The sequence below is a fragment of the Roseateles sp. genome (assembly GCF_046300915.1).
Taxonomy (GTDB): domain Bacteria; phylum Pseudomonadota; class Gammaproteobacteria; order Burkholderiales; family Burkholderiaceae_C; genus Kinneretia.
On the sequence record NZ_JBKCLH010000130.1, the window covers coordinates 25,434 to 42,829 of the forward strand.

The following is a 17,396-nucleotide window of genomic DNA, read 5'->3' on the forward strand; positions in this document are numbered from 1 at the left end:
CTAATAAATAGGGTCAGATCATTAAATTACTCAACAACAACAGAGCGGCTCAAATAAATAGGGACATAGTCAAGCCTGCTTGCGGGGGCGGCCGCGCTGGCGCGGCGCCACCGGGCGCTCCGAGCCCTCGGCCAAAGCTTGCAAGAAGCCTGGCGAACCCAGGGGCCAGCCCTTGAGCGCGGAATCACCCAAGGCCCGCAGCTCCTCGGGGCTCACGCCCTGCTCCAGCCAGGCCCGCCAGGCCGCCTCACGCTCGAAGGGGGTGTTGCCCAAGGCCCAGAACAGCGGATGCTCGGTGATCAAGGGGTCGCGTCGATGGCCCAGATGCTGGGGGCCGCTGGACCAGGCATAGCTGCCGGGCTCCATCAGCCAGCCGGCGCGCTGGGGATTGAGTTCGATATAGCGCATGCAGGCCAGCAGATGCCGTTCGGCCTCCAGCGGCGCGGCGCGAAAGCGCCCCTCCCAGAGCGTGCCGCTGCGGCCGTGGCGCTGGTTGAAGGCAGCCACATAGCGCCGCCCCAGGGACTGCATCATGCGGCTCAGGCCCTCGGGTGTCTCGGGCGTGGCCAGCAGGTGCAGGTGGTTGTCCATCAGCACATAGGCATGAATGGCCACGCGCTGGTTGATGGCGGCCTCGCGCAGCAGAGCCAGGAACTGGTGCCGGTCCTCGTCGTCCAGCACGATGGGCTGGCGGTTGTGGCCTCGCTGGATCAGGTGGTGAGGGAGACCGGGAACGACGAGGCGAGGTAGGCGGGCCATGGCAGGTCAAAAAATCAATCTGACCCCATTATCTACACAGGTCGAAGCGCTGGCGGCGAACACCGCCCCTCAGAACAACTGAAGCCCCGTCAGGCGCTGGTGTTCCTTGAGCGCGAAGCGATCCGTCATGCCGGCGATGTAGTCGGCGCAGGCGCGCGGCAGATCGGCCTGGCCGGCATGGTCGGCCGGCAGCTGGGACGGGTCGCCCAGATAGATGGCAAAGAGCTCGCGCAGCACCTGCTCGGCCCTCGCCCGCTTCTCCTGCACCTGGGGGTGGCGGTAGAGGCTGGCAAAGAGAAAGCGCTTGAGCTCGCTGCTGCCGCGGCGCATCTCGGTCGAGAAGCGCAGCAGCGGCCGCCCCGCCCTGCGCACGGCCTGTACATCGGCCGGCGCAGCCGCTTCAAGCTCGGCCCGGCTGGCATCGATGATGTCGTAGACCTGGGCCGAGAGCATGCGGCGTATGGTCTCGAAAAGCAGGCGCTTGCCCTTCAAGGTGGGGAATTCGGCCAGGGCCTCGCGCAGATAGCGCTGCACCAGGGGCACGGCCGCTTCCAGCTGCTCCAGGCTCAGCAGGCCGGAGCGCACGCCGTCGTCGATGTCATGCGCGTTATAGGCCACCTCATCGGCCAGATTGCAGAGCTGGGCCTCCAGGCTGGGCTGCTCGCCGCGCAGAAAGCGGGCAGCCACGCCATTCGGCTCGGCCGCTTCCAGCAGCTCGGCATTGCGGCGGCTGCAATGCTTGAGGATGCCCTCGCGGCTCTCAAACGTGAGGTTGAGCCCGTCGTAGGCCGGGTAGCGCTGCTCCAGCTGGTCCACCACGCGCAGGCTTTGCAGATTGTGCTCAAAGCCGCCGTGGGCCTTCATGCAGTCATCCAGCACATCCTGGCCGGCGTGGCCAAAGGGCGTGTGACCCAGATCATGGGCCAGGGCAATGGTCTCAATCAGGTCCTCGTCCAGGCCCAGGCTGCGGCCGATGGAACGCCCCAGCTGCGCCACCTCCAGCGAGTGCGTCAGCCGGGTGCGGAAGAGGTCACCCTCGTGATTGAGAAAGACCTGGGTCTTGTAGACCAGGCGCCGGAAGGCCGTGCTGTGCACGATGCGATCCCGGTCGCGCTGGTATTCGCTGCGGGTGGGCGCGGCCGGCTCGGGGAAACGCCGGCCGCGGCTGCGAGAGGGGTCACAGGCGTAGCGGGCAAGCGGCATCGTGAGCGTGGGGCTTTCTTCAGTCGCAGTGGGCGTTCAGCACCTCGGCCACCAGGGCATCGGGCGCACCCCGCATGCCGGCCCGGCCCAGGGCCTCGATCACGACGAAGCGGATCTCCCCGCCCTCGTTTTTCTTGTCTACCCGCATCAGCTCCAGATAGCGCTCCACACCCAGGCGCGGCGCCCGCACCGGCAGGCCGGCGCGCTGGATCAGGCCGCGCATGCGTGTGAGGAATTCCGGGGGCATCAGGCCCAGGCGCACCGAAAGGTCGCTGGCCAGCACCATGCCGCAGCCCACGGCCTCGCCGTGCAGCCACTCGCCATAGCCCAGGCCGGTTTCGATGGCATGGCCGAAGGTATGGCCGAAGTTGAGGATGGCGCGCAAGCCGGTCTCGCGCTCGTCTTGCCCCACCACCCAGGCCTTGATCTCGCAGCTGCGCTTGACGGCGTAGGCCAGGGCCGTCTTGTCGCGCGCCAGCAGGGCATCCAGATTCGTCTCGATCCAGTCCAGAAAAGCCGCATCGGCAATCGGGCCGTACTTGATCACCTCGGCCAAGCCCGCGGCCAGCTCGCGCGGCGGCAAGGTGTCCAGGGTGTCCAGATCGGCAATCACGCGGGCCGGCTGGTAGAAGGCCCCGATCATGTTCTTGCCGCGCGGATGGTTGATCGCGGTCTTGCCACCCACCGAGGAATCCACCTGGGCCAGCAAGGTGGTGGGCACCTGCACAAAGGGCACGCCGCGCATATAGATGGCGGCCGCAAAACCCGTCATATCGCCGATCACACCGCCTCCCAGGGCGAAGAGCACGGTCTTGCGATCCGCCGCCTGGCCCAGCAGATGGTCCACAATGCGATTGAGCGAGTCCCAGTCCTTGTGCTGCTCGCCGTCGGGCAGGATGACGCTGTCCACCCGGGCGTACTGCGAAGCCAGACGCTGGCGCAGGCGTTCCAAGTAGAGCGGTGCGACGGTCTCGTTGCTGACGATCAGGGCGGCTGCGGCGCGGGGCAGGTCTTGCCAGCTGGCGGCCTCATCCAGCAGCGCGGATCCGATCAGGATGTCGTAGCTGCGCTCCTCGAGCGCGATGGGAACCCGGACGACCGGGGCATTTTGGGAGACCGCAAGGGCAGCACTGCTCATGCCTCGAGTGTACGCGGCTGAGGCTCGGCCCCCACGGTGGCAGCCACCTTGTCCGGGCTGACCAGACCGGCCAGCTCCAGCTGCATCAGCACCATATTGCACAGGGCATGGACCGAGGGCCGCCCCGTCTCCAGCACATAGTGTGCGGTACGGCGGTAGAGCGGGTCGCGCTGCGCGTAGAGCTCGCGCAGCTTCTTGAGTGGATCTCGCACCTGCAGCAGCGGCCGCTGCGTGTCATGGCGCAGGCGGCGGAACAGCTCCTCGGGTGAGGAGCGCAGATAGAACACGGTGGAGCGCGCCTTCATGGCCTCGCGATTGGCCTCGCGCAGCACGGCGCCGCCGCCGGTGGCCAGCACCATGTCCTGCTCGCGTGCCAGCAACTCGGCGATGACCTCGCTCTCGATATCGCGGAAGGCCTCTTCGCCCTCGCGCTCAAAAAACTCGCGGATCGGCATGCCGATCCGCTTCTCGATCTCGCTGTCCGAGTCCAGACAGGGCATACCGAGCTGCCGTGCCAGATGGCGACCGACGGTGGACTTGCCACCGCCGGGCATGGCGACGAGGGTGAGCTTCAGGCCCACCGGCGTGCTGCTCATCAGTTCGGATTCGCGCAGCTTGCAATCTGCCCGTAGGGGCTCTGCTGGAAGGGCGGCTTGGCCTCGGAGGACACTGCCGATGCCGGGACTTCAAGATACTGCGCGGCACCCGACAGGGCTCCCGAGATGACCTGACGCCCCCACCATGCGGGCGGGCTCACAACCGTGGTCGCGCTGACCCGCAAGGAGTACTCCACCCAGCTGCCGGTGCTCTGGGCGTACTCAATACGCAGGACAGCCTGGCCATTGGCATCGGTCTTGGACGAACCGACAAAGGTCACGGTGACATCGGACTTGCGCGGATCCAGCTGGGCATTACCGTTGAGGTCCTCGCCCGCTTCAATCGTGTTGTTGCGGTAGCCGCCCAGGGAGTTGTCCTCATTGGCGCACTGGGCGGTGAAGGTCGGAATCCACTTGTTGCCGGGGCGTGTCCAGAAGCCCTTCTGGTATGTCGGCAAGTCGATCACCGCCGCCAGTTGCACATCACGCTGCGGATTGCCGGCCGAGTCCACCACCAGCGCCACAAAGTCCTGGGCATAGGTATTCGGATTGACGATCAGGGTCCCGTTCGTGCCGATGGACACCGACACGGCCTCCTGCACCACTGTGAGGGTCACCTCGCGCAGGCGGTTGTTCGCGGGATTGTTCGGATCGTTCGGGCAAGCCGAAATCTGCTCCACCGCATCCGTCTTGCCAAAGCAGGCAAAGACCTTTACGCCGCCGGTCGGGCTGGACAGCTGTCCGGGGATGAAGCTGCTGGTAGCTACGCCCTGAGCGTCGGCGATGATCACCCGGTCATTGCCGGTCGAAATCGTACCGTCCGTGCCCGAGGCATTGCTGCCCAGACCCAGGCGCACACGCACATTCGGGATGGGCTGATTGTTGGCCGTACGGAAGAGCAGACGCAGTTCAGCCCGGTTGGCCGTGCTGCCAACCTGATTCACGCGGACCACCACAGGCGATGCAGTGAAGGTGGCGGAATCAATCGACGTACCGGCTGGCACATCGGACACAGCGGCACCGATCTGGATCACGCTGTCCACACTGACGCCCCCCGCGGCCGTGGCCTTGATCACGGTCGGCCCTGCACCTGCCGCGGTATAGGAATAGACGTACTTCCCATCGACGGTCTTGCCGCTGCCAGTCGCACCTGCGGGCCCGGCCACGGTGATGGTCGCGTCATTAATGGCAGAGCCAGCTGCGTCCACCAAGCTGTACTCGATGGAGCCGGGTTGACCCACCGTCAGAGTGTTCTGACGCGGAGAGGCGCTGAGCTTTGCCCCCGTCACGCTGAACGAAGCCTTGCGGGTCAGCGCGCCCACCTCGGCCACCACGGCGATCACGCGGTTGTTGCGGTCATTGCCGATCTTCACCGTGGCCTTGGCCTGACCCTTGGCGTCGGTCACCGTCGGCGGCGTTTCCACGAAGGCCGTGTTGGACGGATCCTCCATGCGGAACTTGACCGGCATGTTGGCGATGGTGTTGCGCGCGTCATCCAGGGCGGCCACGGTGACCTCGACAAAGTCGGTTCCCGTGTTCTGGACACTGGTCTTGCTCAGGGACACGCTGGCATCCGCCGCGACCGGGGGCGCTGTGGTGGAGTCCACCACCGTGACCGTCGCCGTCTTGCTGACGCTGCCCGAGGTGGCCGTCACCGTGATGGTGCGCTTGGTCTTGTTATCGCCAATCCCAAGCGTGGCCTTCAACTCGCCCTTCTCGTCGGTTACACCAGAGCCCGGGCTGATGGTTCCCGGCACGCCACTGCTGTCCGGAGTGATCGCCAAGCTGACGGTTGCCCCCTTGATCGCCGCATTCTTGGCATCCAGGGCCGTCACCGTGATCGTTGCGGTCGCCGTGCCGTCATTGGGCAAGGTGGCAGCGTTGGTTGCAACAGCCAATGCGGCAACAGCAACCCCAGCGCCTGTCTCGGGCCCCACCACCGGCGTGCCCGCATCACCACCGCCACCGCCACAGGCGCTCAGCAGCGCCGCCAAGGCCAGCGCCGCGCCGGTGCGGGCGGCAGCAAGCTTTGTGTTCCAGAAACCACTCATCGTGAAAACTCCTTGCGTGCCGCGCTGCCCTCCCGGTGGGCTGCTGCGCGGTCTCTCCCTCAATTCAATTCAGCAAGCGCCGCTGCTCAACGCGCCACCACCCGCTCGGTCACAACCTTGGGGGTGAGGAAGATCAGCAGCTCGGTCTTGCTCGAGATGCGGGTCTTGTTCTTGAACAGATTACCCACCACGGGGACGTCGCCGATCACCGGAACCTTGGAAACATCGTCGCGCTCGGTCAGCGTGAAGATGCCGCCGATGACCACGGTGCCGCCGTTCTCCACCAGCACCTGGGTCTGCACATGCTTGGTGTTGATGGCATAGCCCTGCGGGGTCAGGGTGCCGCGGCTGTCCTTGTTGACGTCCACGTTCAGGATCACATTGCCCTCGGGCGTGATCTGGGGCGTGACCTCGAGCTTGAGGTTGGCCTTGCGGAACTGGATGGAGGTGGCGCCGCTGGCGGTCGCCACCTGGTAAGGCAGTTCCTCGCCCTGCTCGATCAAGGCCTTGACCTGATCAGCCGTGACGACGCGTGGGCTGGACACGATCTTGCCCTTGCCATCGGCCTCAAGTGCGGACAACTCCAGATTCAGGAAGCGGTTGGCCGTGGCGCTGAACAGCGAGAGCGCAAAGTTGGCTGCGTTCGCACCGCCGAATGCGTCCGAGGACACATTGGCCGGCAGATTTACGAAGTTGCTGTTGGCGAAGTTCTGCGCCACACCCTGGTTGGTCTGCGCACCCACGGCGCTCTGGTTGCCACCAATGGTCACGTAGTTGTTGCCACCGATGTTGTAGCCGGGAATGCCGCCCTGCAGACCGCGCAGATCCTGGGCGCCCAGCTTGATGCCCAGCGCACGACCGAAGCGGTCGTCGGCTTCGACGATGCGCGCCTCGATCAGCACCTGGCGCACCGGCACGTCGATCTTGGCGATCATGGCCATGATCTCCTCCAGCTTGGAGGGGATGTCGGTCACGAAGAGCTGGTTGGTGCGGCTCTCGTAGATCAGGCTGCCGCGCGGCGAGAGGATGCGAGAACTGTTCTGACCGCCGCCGCCGCCCTGGCCGGACGCCTGACCGGTCAGGCCCTTGGCCACTTCCTCGGCCCGGGTGTAGTTCAGCTGGATGGACTGGGTGCGCATGGGCTCCAGATTGGCGATCTGGGCCTTGGACTCCAGATCCAGCTTTTCTTTGGCGGCCAACTCGTCCTTGGGTGCGATCCAGAGCACATTGCCAGACTTCTTCAGGCCCAGGCCCTTGGCCTGCATGATGATGTCCAGGGCCTGATCCCAGGGCACGTCTTTCAGGCGCAGCGTGACACTGCCCACCACGGAGTCGCTGGTCACCACATTGAAGTTGGTGAAGTCGGCAATCACCTGCAGCAGGGCACGCACCTCGATGTTCTGGAAGTTCAGGCTCAGCTTGTCGCCGGCGTAGCCAGGCCCCTGCGTGAGCTTGTTGGGGTCAACCTTCTGCGGGCGCACTTCCAGCACGAACTGGTTGTCGCTCTGATAGGCGCTGTGCTCCCAGTTGCCCTTGGGCTCCACCAGCATGCGCACGCGCTCGCCGTTCTGCGTGGTGGAAATGCTTTGCACCGGCGTACCGAAATCGGCCACATCCAGCTTGCGACGCAGGCGCTCGGGCACCTGCGACCGCAGGAACTCCACCACCAGGTTCTTGCCCTGCTGCTGGATATCCACACCCACCTGATTGCTGGGCAGGTTCACGATCACACGTCCGGCCCCGTCATTGCCGCGGCGGAAATCGATGTCCTGCAAAGTCTGGGGTTGGGCATTCAGACTCTGCGCAAAGTGCAGCGGCTCTTGCGTCGCGGACGCAGCCGGGGCCGCCATGGCGGGCGCGGCATCCAGCACGATGACCAGCGCGTTGTCCTGCAACTCGGCACGGTAGCCCGAAGGTTGACGCAGATTGAGCACCAAGCGCGTGCGCTCGCCCGCCTGGGCCACATTGGCCGAACGCAGATTGCCCTGGTTGATCTCGACCAGATTGCGCCCGAGTGCATTGCTGACGCCGGGCAGGTCCAGCGCGATACGCGGCGGCGTCTGGACCGTGAAGCCACGCGGCAGCTCGGTCAGCGGCTGGCTCAGCTCGATGCGAACCACCTCCGCCCCGGCCTGCTGCACGGTATTAATGGCGCGGATGGCGTTCTGCGCCAGCGCCTGCAAAGGCATCATGACGCACAGGCCAAGGGCCCATGCCAAGTTTCCCGCCTGACGGCGCCACTGACTCATGCTGAAGGTCTCCTGGAAATTCTTCATCAGTCCGTCTCCCGCAGCGTGAGCGTGTTGACACGTTCAACCCACTCGCCCGCCGCATCCTGGACGACTTCTCGCAAGCTCACTTCGGTCTCGGTGATCTGAGTCACACGACCAAAGTTCTCGCCCATATAGTCGCCTACCTTCACCTGATGCAAGAGGTCCACCACGCGCAGCAGGGCGTATCGACGACCTTGGCGCGTGATACTGCCCACCATGCGCATGCTGTCCAGCGGATAAGCCTCAAGCGGCTCCCGCCGACGGCTGGTCTCGGCCTTGAGCAAGGCGCTCGTCTTGCCAGCATCCTGGCGTACGGCGACACTGAGCTTCTCGGTGCTGAAGGGTTCGACCAAGGGTTCGGCCATATAGGCCTCGGGGAGAAACTTGGTAGGTGCCACCAAGGGCTTGATGGAGGGCCGGACCTCGCGGCGCTGCTGCTCCATCCACTCCTGAAGCTCTCCCATCTCGGAAGAGCAAGCCGTCAGCACCAGGGGCAGGGCCAACAAGGCCAGACGCGCACGGCGGCTCATCATCGATCGCGCGCTCATGGCTTGGCCCCCTTGGCCTTGGCGGCCGCTCGCTTCTGTTCAGCCACTTCGTTGGGATCGAGATAGCGGTAGGTCCGGGCCGTGGCCTCCATGCTCAGATGGCCGCTGTCGGCATCGCGTCCCGTGGGTGCCACCACGCTCAGGTTGTGCAGGGTCACGATGCGCGAGAGATTGGAAACATCGGCCGTGAATGCACCCACATCGTGGTAGCTGCCAGACACGCGCAGGGCAATCGGCAGCTCGGCGTAATAGTCCTTGACCACGATCTGGCCCGGCCTGAACAACTCGAACTGCAAGCCGCGCCCCAGCCCGGCCTGGTTGATGTCCGACAGCAGGGCATCCATCTCGGCCTTGCCGGGCAGCTGCTTCTCGAGCTGGGTCACGTATTCCTCGACCTGGCTCTTCTGCTTGCGCAGCTCGGGCAGGTTGATGGCCTGCGCTAGCTTGTTGCGGAAGTCTTCCTTGAGCGCCGGCTCGCGACCGCGCTCGGCATCGAGATTGGTCTGAACATCGGACAGCAGCAGGAACCAGCCCACCGCCACCACCGCCACCACCACGGCGGCAAAGGCGGCCAGACGCGGCAGCAAAGGCCATTGCCCCGGCTCGTTGGGATTGAGGCCGCGAAACTGATCGGCCGCGTCCTCGAACAAGGCGTTCAGGTCGATATTGATAGAGGGGAGTTTTTTGCTCGCCATGGCAGATCCGGATCAGGTCGGCTTCTTGGGCGCGCTCGCGGCGCCTTCACGCGCCTCGGGCTGCTGCGCCTTGATCGAAACACGCATGGAAAACTCGAACAGCCGCTGTCGCACGCGTGTGTTGGTGCTCAGATTGGCCAGCTTGATCTCCACCAGCTCGGGCTTTTCCAGCCACTCAGAGCTGTTGGCGGTATTGCGCAGGAGCTCCGAGACGCGCTCGTTGGTTTGCGCGATGCCGGTGAGCGTGACCACCTTGTCAGCTTGACGGATGCTGGTCAGGTAAATGCCCTCGGGCGTATGGCGGGCCAGATCGTTGAGCAGATGCACCGGCGTGTTGCGATCGGTCTGCAGATCCTCAACCGCACGCTGGCGCGACTTCAAGGCTTCGATTTCCGAACGCAGATTGGCAATGTCCTTGATCTGCAATTCCAGACGAGCGATCTCGGTGCCCAGATACTGGTTGCGCGCGATCTGCTCATCGGTGAGGTGAATCAGCAGCATCCAGATCGCGCCCACGACGCCCGCGCCCGCCAGGGCCGCCATGCCCATGCCGACGAAGAAGGCCTGCTTGCGGCGCTTGCGCTTTTCTTCCCGGTGGGGAAGCAGGTTGATCAGAATCACTGGAAGAACCTCCGCATCGCCAAACCGCAGGCGGTCAGGTAGGCGGGCGCCTCCCGGCGCAGCTTGGCCTCGCGCACCGCAGAGCCCAGGGCCATGTTCTCAAAGGGATTGGCCACCATGCAGGCAAAGCCCGTGAGCTCGGTCACGCGCTCCTTCAAGCCATTGAGCGTCGCCGTGCCGCCGGCCAGCATCACGTAGTGCACCTTGTGGTGCGGGGTGCTGGTGAAGAAATACTGCAGGGCACGCCCGATTTCCTGAGACAGGCTGTCCACAAAGGGATTGAGCACCGCGGTCTCGAAATCCTCCGGCAAATCACCGGACAGTTTCTTCTGCTCGGCCTCCTCAAAGGAGAAACCATACTGGCGCGAGATCAGCTGGGTCAGCTGCGAGCCGCCGAAGGCCTGATCGCGGTCGTACAGCATCTCGTCATCGCGCAGCACCTTGAGGCTGGTGGTGTCGGCGCCAATTTCGAACAGGGCCACCAGCGCATCCTTGCCCTCGCCGGGCAGGTTGGCGATCAGTCGACCCATGGCCATGCGGGAGGCATGCGACTCGATGTCCAGCACCGCGGGACGCAGGCCGGCCGCTTCGGCCAGGCCCTGGCGGTCCTGCACCTTGTCCTTGCGCGAGGCGGCAATCAGCACCTCGACATCACCGACCGAGGTGGGACTTGGCCCGATGACGCAGAAGTCCAGACTCACCTCGTCCAGCGAGAAGGGGATGTACTGGTTGGCCTCGGCCTCGACCTGGATCTCCAGCTCTTCCTCGCGCAGCCCGGCGGGCAGCATGATCTTTTTGGTGATCACAGCGGACTGGGGCATGGCGAGCACCGCGTCGCGGGTGCGGGTGCCACTGCGGGCCACCACACGACGCACGGCGTCTGCCACCTCGTCAAATTTCTCTATCTGGCCGTCCGTGATCCAGCCACGCTCAAACGGCTCGGACGCGAAACGCTCCAGCACCATCTCGCCGCTGGCACTCTGGCTCAGCTCCACCAGCTTGACGCTGGACGAACTGATATCCAGGCCAATCATGGGCGGATGCTTGCGACCCAACAGCACGTCAAGAAATCCCATGACGCTTGTTCCCCCAAATCCGGCCCCAACACGCTTCAGGAGTGCCGATGACTATTAATAAGTTACTTGAATGCTAGCAGCAAAGCCCTTGACGGCCCGAGGCTTTCCCGCCACAGCAGGTAACACCACGTTGCGAACCATACACGCTGGGCGCGAATTGAAAGCCGGGAAAAACAGCCTGTTTGCCCCGACTTGAATCCTTGATCGCCCTCCTGGTGACGTATTCACGCTCGCCACGAATCCGGTGGTGGGCCTTCCTATAATCGCCGCCAGCCATCCGGAGGCCCATGAGCGACCCCAAGAAAAAGACCCCTCAGCGCGCTTCGTCTGAGTCCGAACACCCCTCCCATACCGCCCACCCTGCCCTGAGCTTCCTGGGGCGAAGCTTGGCTTGGCTGCTGGGCCTGGCGGTCGCCGGTGTGACGGCGGTGCTGATCCTGGTCGGCCTGGGTCTGGCCATGGCCTACCCCAACCTCCCCGACATCCAGGGTCTGACCGACTATCGCCCCAAGCTGCCGCTGCGCGTCCTCTCGGCGGAGGGCACGCTGCTGGGCGAGTTTGGCGAGGAGCGCCGCAACTACCTGCCGGTGCAGGAGATCCCCAAGGTCATGAAGGACGCGGTGCTGGCCATCGAGGATGCGCGCTTCTACCAGCATGGCGGCGTGGACTATCTGGGCGTGATCCGCGCCGGGCTGGCCAATGTCAGCGACTCCCGCAGCCAGGGCGCCTCCACCATCACCATGCAGGTGGCGCGCAATTTCTACCTGAGCAGTGAGAAAACCTTTGTACGCAAGATCTACGAGATCCTGCTGGCGCTGAAGATTGAGAACGCCCTGCCCAAGGACAAGATTCTGGAAATCTATATGAACCAGATCTTCCTGGGTCACCGCGCCTACGGCTTTGCGGCGGCCAGCGAGGTCTATTTCGGCAAGCAGCTCAAGGACATCAGCATTGCAGAGGCCGCCATGCTGGCCGGACTGCCCAAGGCCCCCTCGGCCTACAACCCGATCAGCAATCCGCGCCGGGCCACGGTGCGCCAGCGCCACATCATCGACCGCATGCTGGAAAACGGTTTCATCAGCGAGGAACAGCATCTGGAGGCCAAGGCCCAGAAGCTGCGCTACCGGCCGCAGATGAGCGAGAACACCACCCACGCGGAATATGTGGCCGAACTCGCCCGCCAGATGATCTTCAACCAGTATGGCGAAGACACCTACAGCCGCGGCCTCAATGTCTACCTGACCATACGCGCCGACGAGCAGATGAGCGCCTACCGCGCCCTGCGCCGGGGCATCATGGACTACGAGCGCCGCCAGGTCTATCGCGGGCCCGAGGCCTTTGTGGACCTGCCCGCCGACCCCGCCGACCTGGATGCGCGCGTGGCCGAGGCCCTGTCCGACCATCCTGCCAATGACGAACTGCTGCCCGCCGTGGTGCTGTCGGCCGACCCCAAGAAGGTGGTGGCCGCGCTTCAGAACGGTGACAGCATCGAGATCACGGGCGAGGGCCTCAAGCCCGCCACCTCGGGTCTGAGCGACAAGGGCAACCCCAAGACCCGCATCCGCCGGGGCGCCGTGATCCGCGTGCTGCAGACCGGGGGCAACAAGCCCTACTGGACCATCACCCAGCTGCCCGAGGTCGAGGGGGCCTTTGTCTCGCTGGACCCGCGCAACGGCAATGTGCGCGCCATGGTGGGCGGCTTCGACTACGCGAAGAACAAGTTCAACCATGTGACCCAGGCCTGGCGCCAGCCGGGCTCCGCCTTCAAGCCCTTCATCTACTCGGCCGCGCTGGAAAAGGGTTTCACGCCCAGCACGGTGGTCAACGACGCCCCCCTTTTCTTTGATGCCAGCACCACGGGCAGCCAGCCCTGGGAGCCCAAGAACTATGACGGCACCTTCGAGGGGCCCATGCCCCTGCGCAAGGCCCTGGCCAAGTCCAAGAACATGGTCTCGATCCGGGTGCTGCAGTCCACCGGCGTACATTTCGCCCAGGACTGGGTAGGCCGCTTTGGCTTCGAGGCCGAAAAGCACCCGGCCTATCTGACCATGGCACTCGGCGCCGGTTCCGTGACCCCCATGCAGATGGCGCAGGGCTACGCCGTCTTCGCCAACGGCGGTCATCTGCTCACGCCCCGGCTGATTGCCAAGCTGACCGACGACAAGGGCCGGCTGCTCTACGAAGCACCCGCACTCAGCGCCGCGGACACCCCGCAGGTCATTGAGCCCCGCAACGCCTTTCTGATGAGCCAGCTGCTGCAAGAGGTCACGCGCAGCGGCACCGCGGCCCGCGCCCAATCCACGCTCAAGCGCCCGGACCTGTACGGCAAGACCGGCACCACCAACGACTCCATGGACGCCTGGTTTGCCGGTTACCAGCGCGAGGTGGTGGCCGTGGTCTGGATTGGCTACGACCAGCCGCGCAAGCTGGGCAGCCGTGAGACGGGCGGCGGCCTGTCCCTGCCGGTGTGGATCGAGTACATGGGCTACGCCCTGCGCAATGTGCCGGTGGCCGAGTACGCCGCGCCCGAGGGCGTGGTCCAGCTCAATGGCGAGTGGTACTACGACGAGTACTCGGGCAATGAGGGCGTGCGCAGCCTGAACAACGAGGCAAGCTTGCCCAAGGAGGCCAGCCCCGAGGAAAAGAAGAGCATCCTCGACCTCTTCAAGCGCTGATCGGCGCTCAGCGCCACGCCCTCAAGCCCCGCACCGCGGGGCTTTTTCTTGGGCCGATCAGCGCGCTCTCAGGCTGGCGTGAAGGCCAGCGGACGGCCCGCCTGGGCGCTGGCCGCCTCGGACAGCAGGGCCAGGAATTCACGCCCCTCGCGCTCCAGCCAGCGGCCGTCCACATGGCGGAAGTGGTAGCCGCCCTGGCGCGCCGCCAGCCACAGCTCCTGCAGGGGCGGCTGGGTGTTCAGCACGATCTTGCTGCCATTGGGGAAGGACAGCTCCAGCAGGCCACCGCTGCGATGCGTGTCGATATCGATCACGTCGGCCTCCAGCCAGGCGTCGATCTGGGCCTCCACCCGCGCCAGCAGGGCGTGGGTCTGGGCGTGGTAGTCGGCATCGCTGAGCGGCGTGGCGGCAGGAGCGGTCATAAACTCGCGGGCATGAAGATGAACACAAAGAAGTCCGCAAGTGTAGGTCCGCGCGCACAGCGCGCCCTGGGCCTGGCCCTGATGACCCTGGTGCCAGTGCTGCTGGTCGGCTGCGGCCAGAAGGGGCCGCTCAAGCTGCCCGCCCCCGCCCAGCCGGCCAGCGCGGCCAGCCCGGCACCGCGCTAGGCGGCCACCGGGACCGGGGACGGACTCAGATCCGTCCTTCCTCAACCGCGTGGCAGGCCACGCGCACGCCCTTGAACTCGCTCAGCGCCGGGCGCTCGCTCTTGCAGCGGGCATTGGCATGCGGGCAGCGCGGATGGAAGCTGCAGCCGCTGGGCGGATTGAGCGGGTTGGGCACCTCACCCTGCACCGGGGTGCGGGCACGCCCGGTCATATGGATGTCGGGAATCGCATCCAGCAGCATGCGCGTGTAGGGGTGGCGCGGCGCGCTGAAGAGCTGGGCCTTGTCGGCCACCTCCACGAGGCGCCCCAGGTACATCACGCCCACCTGATCCGCCACATGGCGCACCACCGCCAGGTTGTGCGAGATGAAGAGGTAGGTCAGACCCTGCTGGCGCTGCAGATCCTTCATGATGTTGAGCACCTGGGCCTGCACCGACACGTCCAGGGCCGAGGTCGGCTCGTCGCAGACCAGGAACTCGGGCTGGGTGGCCAGGGCGCGGGCGATGGAGATGCGCTGGCGCTGGCCGCCGGAGAACTGGTGCGGGAATTTCTCGGCATCCACCGGTGAGAGGCCCACCGAGCGCAGCAGCTCGCCCACGCGCTCGCGCAAGGCCTCGGGCTTGCTGACCAGGCCATGCTCGCGCAGGGGCTCGGCAATGATGTCCTGCACCTTCCAGCGCGGGTTCAGCGAGGCATAGGGATCCTGGAAGATCATCTGCATGCGCCGGCGCAAGGCCTGGCCCCCAGGGCCGGCCAGGGTCTGGGCGGTATCGGTGCCGTCAAAGCACACCTTGCCACGAGTGGGCTTGTACAAGCCCACCAGCAGACGCGCCACCGTGCTCTTGCCACAGCCCGACTCGCCCACCAGGGCCAGGGTCTTGCCCTTCTCGATGGAAAAGCTCACGCCGTCCACGGCATGGACAAAGGCCTTGGGCTTGCGCTCCACCACCCGGTTCAACCAGGGCGGCGAGACATCGAAGATCTTGGCCAGGTCCTGGACTTCGACCAAAGCGTTGCTCATACAGCGGCTTCCTTGTGGGCGGCTTGATGCAGCCAGCAGGCCGCACGCGTGGCGGCCACCGGCATCAGTTCGGGGCGTTCGACGCGGCAGCGCTCGAACACCTTGGGGCAGCGCGGGTTGTAGGCGCAGCCGGTGGGGATGGCGTTCAGGCGCGGCATGGCGCCATCGATCTGCAAGAGGCGCTCGCGATCCTCGTCCATGGCGGGGATGGAGCCCATCAGACCCACCGTGTACGGGTGCGCCGGCTTGTGGATCACATCGTGCACCGGGCCGATCTCGGCCACGCGCCCCGCGTACATCACGGCCACGCGGTCGCAGGTCTCGGCGATCACGCCCATATCGTGGGTCACCAGCATCACGGCCGCCCCCTGCTCCTTGCACACGCGCTTGAGCAGGGAAATGATCTGCGCCTGGATGGACACGTCCAGCGCCGTGGTGGGCTCGTCCGCCACGATCAGCTTGGGCTCGGCCGCCAGGGCCAGGGCAATCACCACGCGCTGGCGCATGCCGCCCGAGAACTGATGCGGGTACTGGTCGATGCGCGCTTCAGCCGCCGGGATGCCGGTCTGCTTGAGCAGGTCGATGGCGCGGGTGCGTGCCTGGGCCTCGGTCAGCGGCAGATGGGTGGTGATGGTCTCGATCAGCTGACGCCCCACGGTGTAGAGCGGGTTCAGCGAGGTGAGCGGGTCCTGGAACACGGCGCCAATCTGGCGGCCGCGGACCTTGCGCATTTCCTCGTAGGGCAGGTTGTCGATGCGGCGGCCCTCCAGCAGGATCTCGCCGCTGGCAATGCGCCCCGGGGGGTCGAGCAGGCCAATGATGGACGCGCCGGTGAGGGACTTGCCCGCGCCGGACTCGCCCACCACGCCCAGGATCTCGCCCGGCGCGATGTCAAAGCTGATGTCGTCCAGGGCCAGCAGGGTGCCGCGCCGGGTCGGGAACTCGACACGCAGATTGCGGACTTGAAGAAGAGGTGCAGTCATGGCGTTAGTCAATCAGCGCAGACGAGGATTCAGGGCATCACGCAGCCAGTCGCCCAGCAGGTTCACCGACAGGGCGATCAGCACCAGCATCACGCCGGGCCAGATGGTGATCCACCACTCACCCGAGAACAGGAAGTCATTGCCAACGCGGATCAGGGTGCCCAGCGAAGGACTGGTGGGGGGCACGCCCACGCCCAGGAAGGACAGGGTGGCCTCGGTGATGATGGCGGCCGCCACCTGGATGGTGGCCAGCACCAGCACCGGCCCCAACACATTGGGCAGCACATGCTTGCGCATGATGCGCAGCGGGCTCACGCCAATCACGCGCGCGGCCTGCACATATTCCTTGTTGCGCTCCACCAGGGTGGAACCGCGCACGGTGCGGGCGTACTGCACCCAGCCGGTCAGGGAGATGGCGAGAATCAGCACCGCAAAGGCCAGGGTGTCGTGCGCGTTGGGAAACATGGCCCGGCCCACACCGTCGATCAGCAGTGCGATCAGGATGGAGGGGAAGGACAGCATCACATCGCAGACGCGCATGATGAAGGCATCCACCTTGCCGCCCACAAAGCCGGCCAGCAGGCCCAGGCCCACACCGATCAGCACCGACAAGGCCACCGATGCCAGGCCCACGAAGAGCGAGATGCGGGCGCCATACATCAGGGCCGAGAGAATGTCGCGCCCCTGGTCATCGGTGCCCAGCAGGTACTTGGCATTGCCCTCGTCCATCCAGGCCGGGGGCAGGCGGGCATCCATCAGCTCCAGCGAGGCCAGATCGAAGGGATTGTGGGGGGCCACGAACTCGGCAAAGAGCGCGCAGAAAATGCAGATGAAGGCGATCACCGCCGCGATGATGGCGGTGGGCGAATTGCAGAACGAGTGCCAGACATCGCCGTCAAAGAAGCGCTTGAGGGCGCCTGGCGCGGCACCGGCCGGGGCGGGAGAACTGCTCATGGGTGGTTCACTCCGAAAGCGAAGAAGTCAGGGGCAGACCCTGCTCCACGAGGGCAGCGAGTAGCGCGCCGCCCAGGGGCAGGATCTCGTCATTGAAGTCGTAGCGGGGGTTGTGCAGGCTGCAGGCACCGCTGCCATCGGCCGCGGCCTGGCCAATGCGCAGATAGGCACCGGGCTTGACCTGCAGCATGAAGG

General features: G+C 65.4%; 16 protein-coding genes and 1 pseudogene. 2 read left to right on the plus strand and 15 right to left on the minus strand.

The features are described from left to right. Nucleotides 1-69: 69 nt before the first annotated feature. The 10 genes from ACK5F2_RS09590 to ACK5F2_RS09635 form a co-directional block, all read right to left on the minus strand. The gene (locus ACK5F2_RS09590) at nucleotides 70-759 is read right to left on the minus strand and encodes a transposase (protein WP_409864328.1); all 690 of its coding nucleotides are present in this window, start codon (nucleotides 757-759) and stop codon (nucleotides 70-72) included. A 69-nt stretch (nucleotides 760-828) separates the two neighbouring features. Next, nucleotides 829-1,962 carry a deoxyguanosinetriphosphate triphosphohydrolase gene (locus ACK5F2_RS09595; RefSeq protein ID WP_409864329.1) on the minus strand — a complete coding sequence of 378 codons (1,134 nt, stop codon included), beginning with the start codon at nucleotides 1,960-1,962 and terminating at the stop codon, nucleotides 829-831. 19 nt (nucleotides 1,963-1,981) lie between these two features. Next, the gene (gene aroB / locus ACK5F2_RS09600) at nucleotides 1,982-3,100 is read right to left on the minus strand and encodes a 3-dehydroquinate synthase (protein WP_409864330.1); all 1,119 of its coding nucleotides are present in this window, start codon (nucleotides 3,098-3,100) and stop codon (nucleotides 1,982-1,984) included. Next, the gene (locus tag ACK5F2_RS09605; RefSeq protein ID WP_409864331.1) at nucleotides 3,097-3,696 is read right to left on the minus strand and encodes a shikimate kinase; all 600 of its coding nucleotides are present in this window, start codon (nucleotides 3,694-3,696) and stop codon (nucleotides 3,097-3,099) included. Before ACK5F2_RS09605 ends, aroB begins: the two co-directional genes overlap by 4 nt. Beyond that, on the minus strand, nucleotides 3,696-5,690 hold the full coding sequence (locus tag ACK5F2_RS09610; protein WP_409864332.1) for a hypothetical protein: 1,995 nt from the start codon (nucleotides 5,688-5,690) through the stop codon (nucleotides 3,696-3,698). The genes ACK5F2_RS09605 and ACK5F2_RS09610 overlap by 1 nt, the downstream gene beginning before the upstream one ends. 143 nt (nucleotides 5,691-5,833) lie before the next feature. Beyond that, the gene (gene pilQ, locus ACK5F2_RS09615) at nucleotides 5,834-8,023 is read right to left on the minus strand and encodes a type IV pilus secretin PilQ (RefSeq protein WP_409864333.1); all 2,190 of its coding nucleotides are present in this window, start codon (nucleotides 8,021-8,023) and stop codon (nucleotides 5,834-5,836) included. Beyond that, nucleotides 8,023-8,568 carry a pilus assembly protein PilP gene (locus tag ACK5F2_RS09620; protein ID WP_409864334.1) on the minus strand — a complete coding sequence of 182 codons (546 nt, stop codon included), beginning with the start codon at nucleotides 8,566-8,568 and terminating at the stop codon, nucleotides 8,023-8,025. Before ACK5F2_RS09620 ends, pilQ begins: the two co-directional genes overlap by 1 nt. Then, on the minus strand, nucleotides 8,565-9,263 hold the full coding sequence (locus ACK5F2_RS09625) for a type 4a pilus biogenesis protein PilO (RefSeq protein WP_409847869.1): 699 nt from the start codon (nucleotides 9,261-9,263) through the stop codon (nucleotides 8,565-8,567). The genes ACK5F2_RS09620 and ACK5F2_RS09625 overlap by 4 nt, the downstream gene beginning before the upstream one ends. A 12-nt stretch (nucleotides 9,264-9,275) precedes the next feature. Beyond that, on the minus strand, nucleotides 9,276-9,884 hold the full coding sequence (locus tag ACK5F2_RS09630; RefSeq protein ID WP_409864335.1) for a PilN domain-containing protein: 609 nt from the start codon (nucleotides 9,882-9,884) through the stop codon (nucleotides 9,276-9,278). Further along, nucleotides 9,881-10,960: a pilus assembly protein PilM gene (locus tag ACK5F2_RS09635; protein ID WP_133603942.1), complete on the minus strand. Its 1,080-nt coding sequence runs from the start codon at nucleotides 10,958-10,960 to the stop codon at nucleotides 9,881-9,883. Before ACK5F2_RS09635 ends, ACK5F2_RS09630 begins: the two co-directional genes overlap by 4 nt. 287 nt (nucleotides 10,961-11,247) lie before the next feature. Between ACK5F2_RS09635 and ACK5F2_RS09640 the strand changes: the two genes are divergently transcribed. After that, nucleotides 11,248-13,635, plus strand: coding sequence for a penicillin-binding protein 1A (locus ACK5F2_RS09640; protein WP_409864336.1), 2,388 nt, complete (start codon nucleotides 11,248-11,250; stop codon nucleotides 13,633-13,635). Nucleotides 13,636-13,703: 68 nt separating this feature from the next. Here the strand turns inward: ACK5F2_RS09640 and cyaY are convergent, their stop codons facing one another. Then, nucleotides 13,704-14,057: an iron donor protein CyaY gene (cyaY, locus tag ACK5F2_RS09645; protein WP_409864337.1), complete on the minus strand. Its 354-nt coding sequence runs from the start codon at nucleotides 14,055-14,057 to the stop codon at nucleotides 13,704-13,706. 12 nt (nucleotides 14,058-14,069) lie between these two features. Between cyaY and lptM the strand changes: the two genes are divergently transcribed. Beyond that, on the plus strand, nucleotides 14,070-14,243 hold the full coding sequence (gene lptM / locus ACK5F2_RS09650; protein WP_409864339.1) for an LPS translocon maturation chaperone LptM: 174 nt from the start codon (nucleotides 14,070-14,072) through the stop codon (nucleotides 14,241-14,243). A 25-nt stretch (nucleotides 14,244-14,268) separates the two neighbouring features. Here the strand turns inward: lptM and ACK5F2_RS09655 are convergent, their stop codons facing one another. The 4 genes and pseudogenes from ACK5F2_RS09655 to ACK5F2_RS09670 all read right to left on the minus strand — a co-directional run. Beyond that, a complete protein-coding gene (locus tag ACK5F2_RS09655; protein ID WP_409864340.1) occupies nucleotides 14,269-15,264 on the minus strand; it encodes an ABC transporter ATP-binding protein in 996 nt (331 codons plus the stop codon). Continuing rightward, entirely contained in the window at nucleotides 15,261-16,247 is a 987-nt protein-coding gene (locus ACK5F2_RS09660; RefSeq protein ID WP_409864341.1) for an ABC transporter ATP-binding protein, read from the minus strand. The genes ACK5F2_RS09655 and ACK5F2_RS09660 overlap by 4 nt, the downstream gene beginning before the upstream one ends. Before the next feature lie 12 nt (nucleotides 16,248-16,259). Beyond that, nucleotides 16,260-17,201 (minus strand): ABC transporter permease, encoded by a 942-nt coding sequence (locus ACK5F2_RS09665; RefSeq protein WP_409864343.1) that lies wholly within the window; start codon nucleotides 17,199-17,201, stop codon nucleotides 16,260-16,262. A gap of 7 nt (nucleotides 17,202-17,208) precedes the next feature. Then, nucleotides 17,209-17,396, minus strand: a pseudogene (locus ACK5F2_RS09670) (amidohydrolase); the annotation flags it as partial.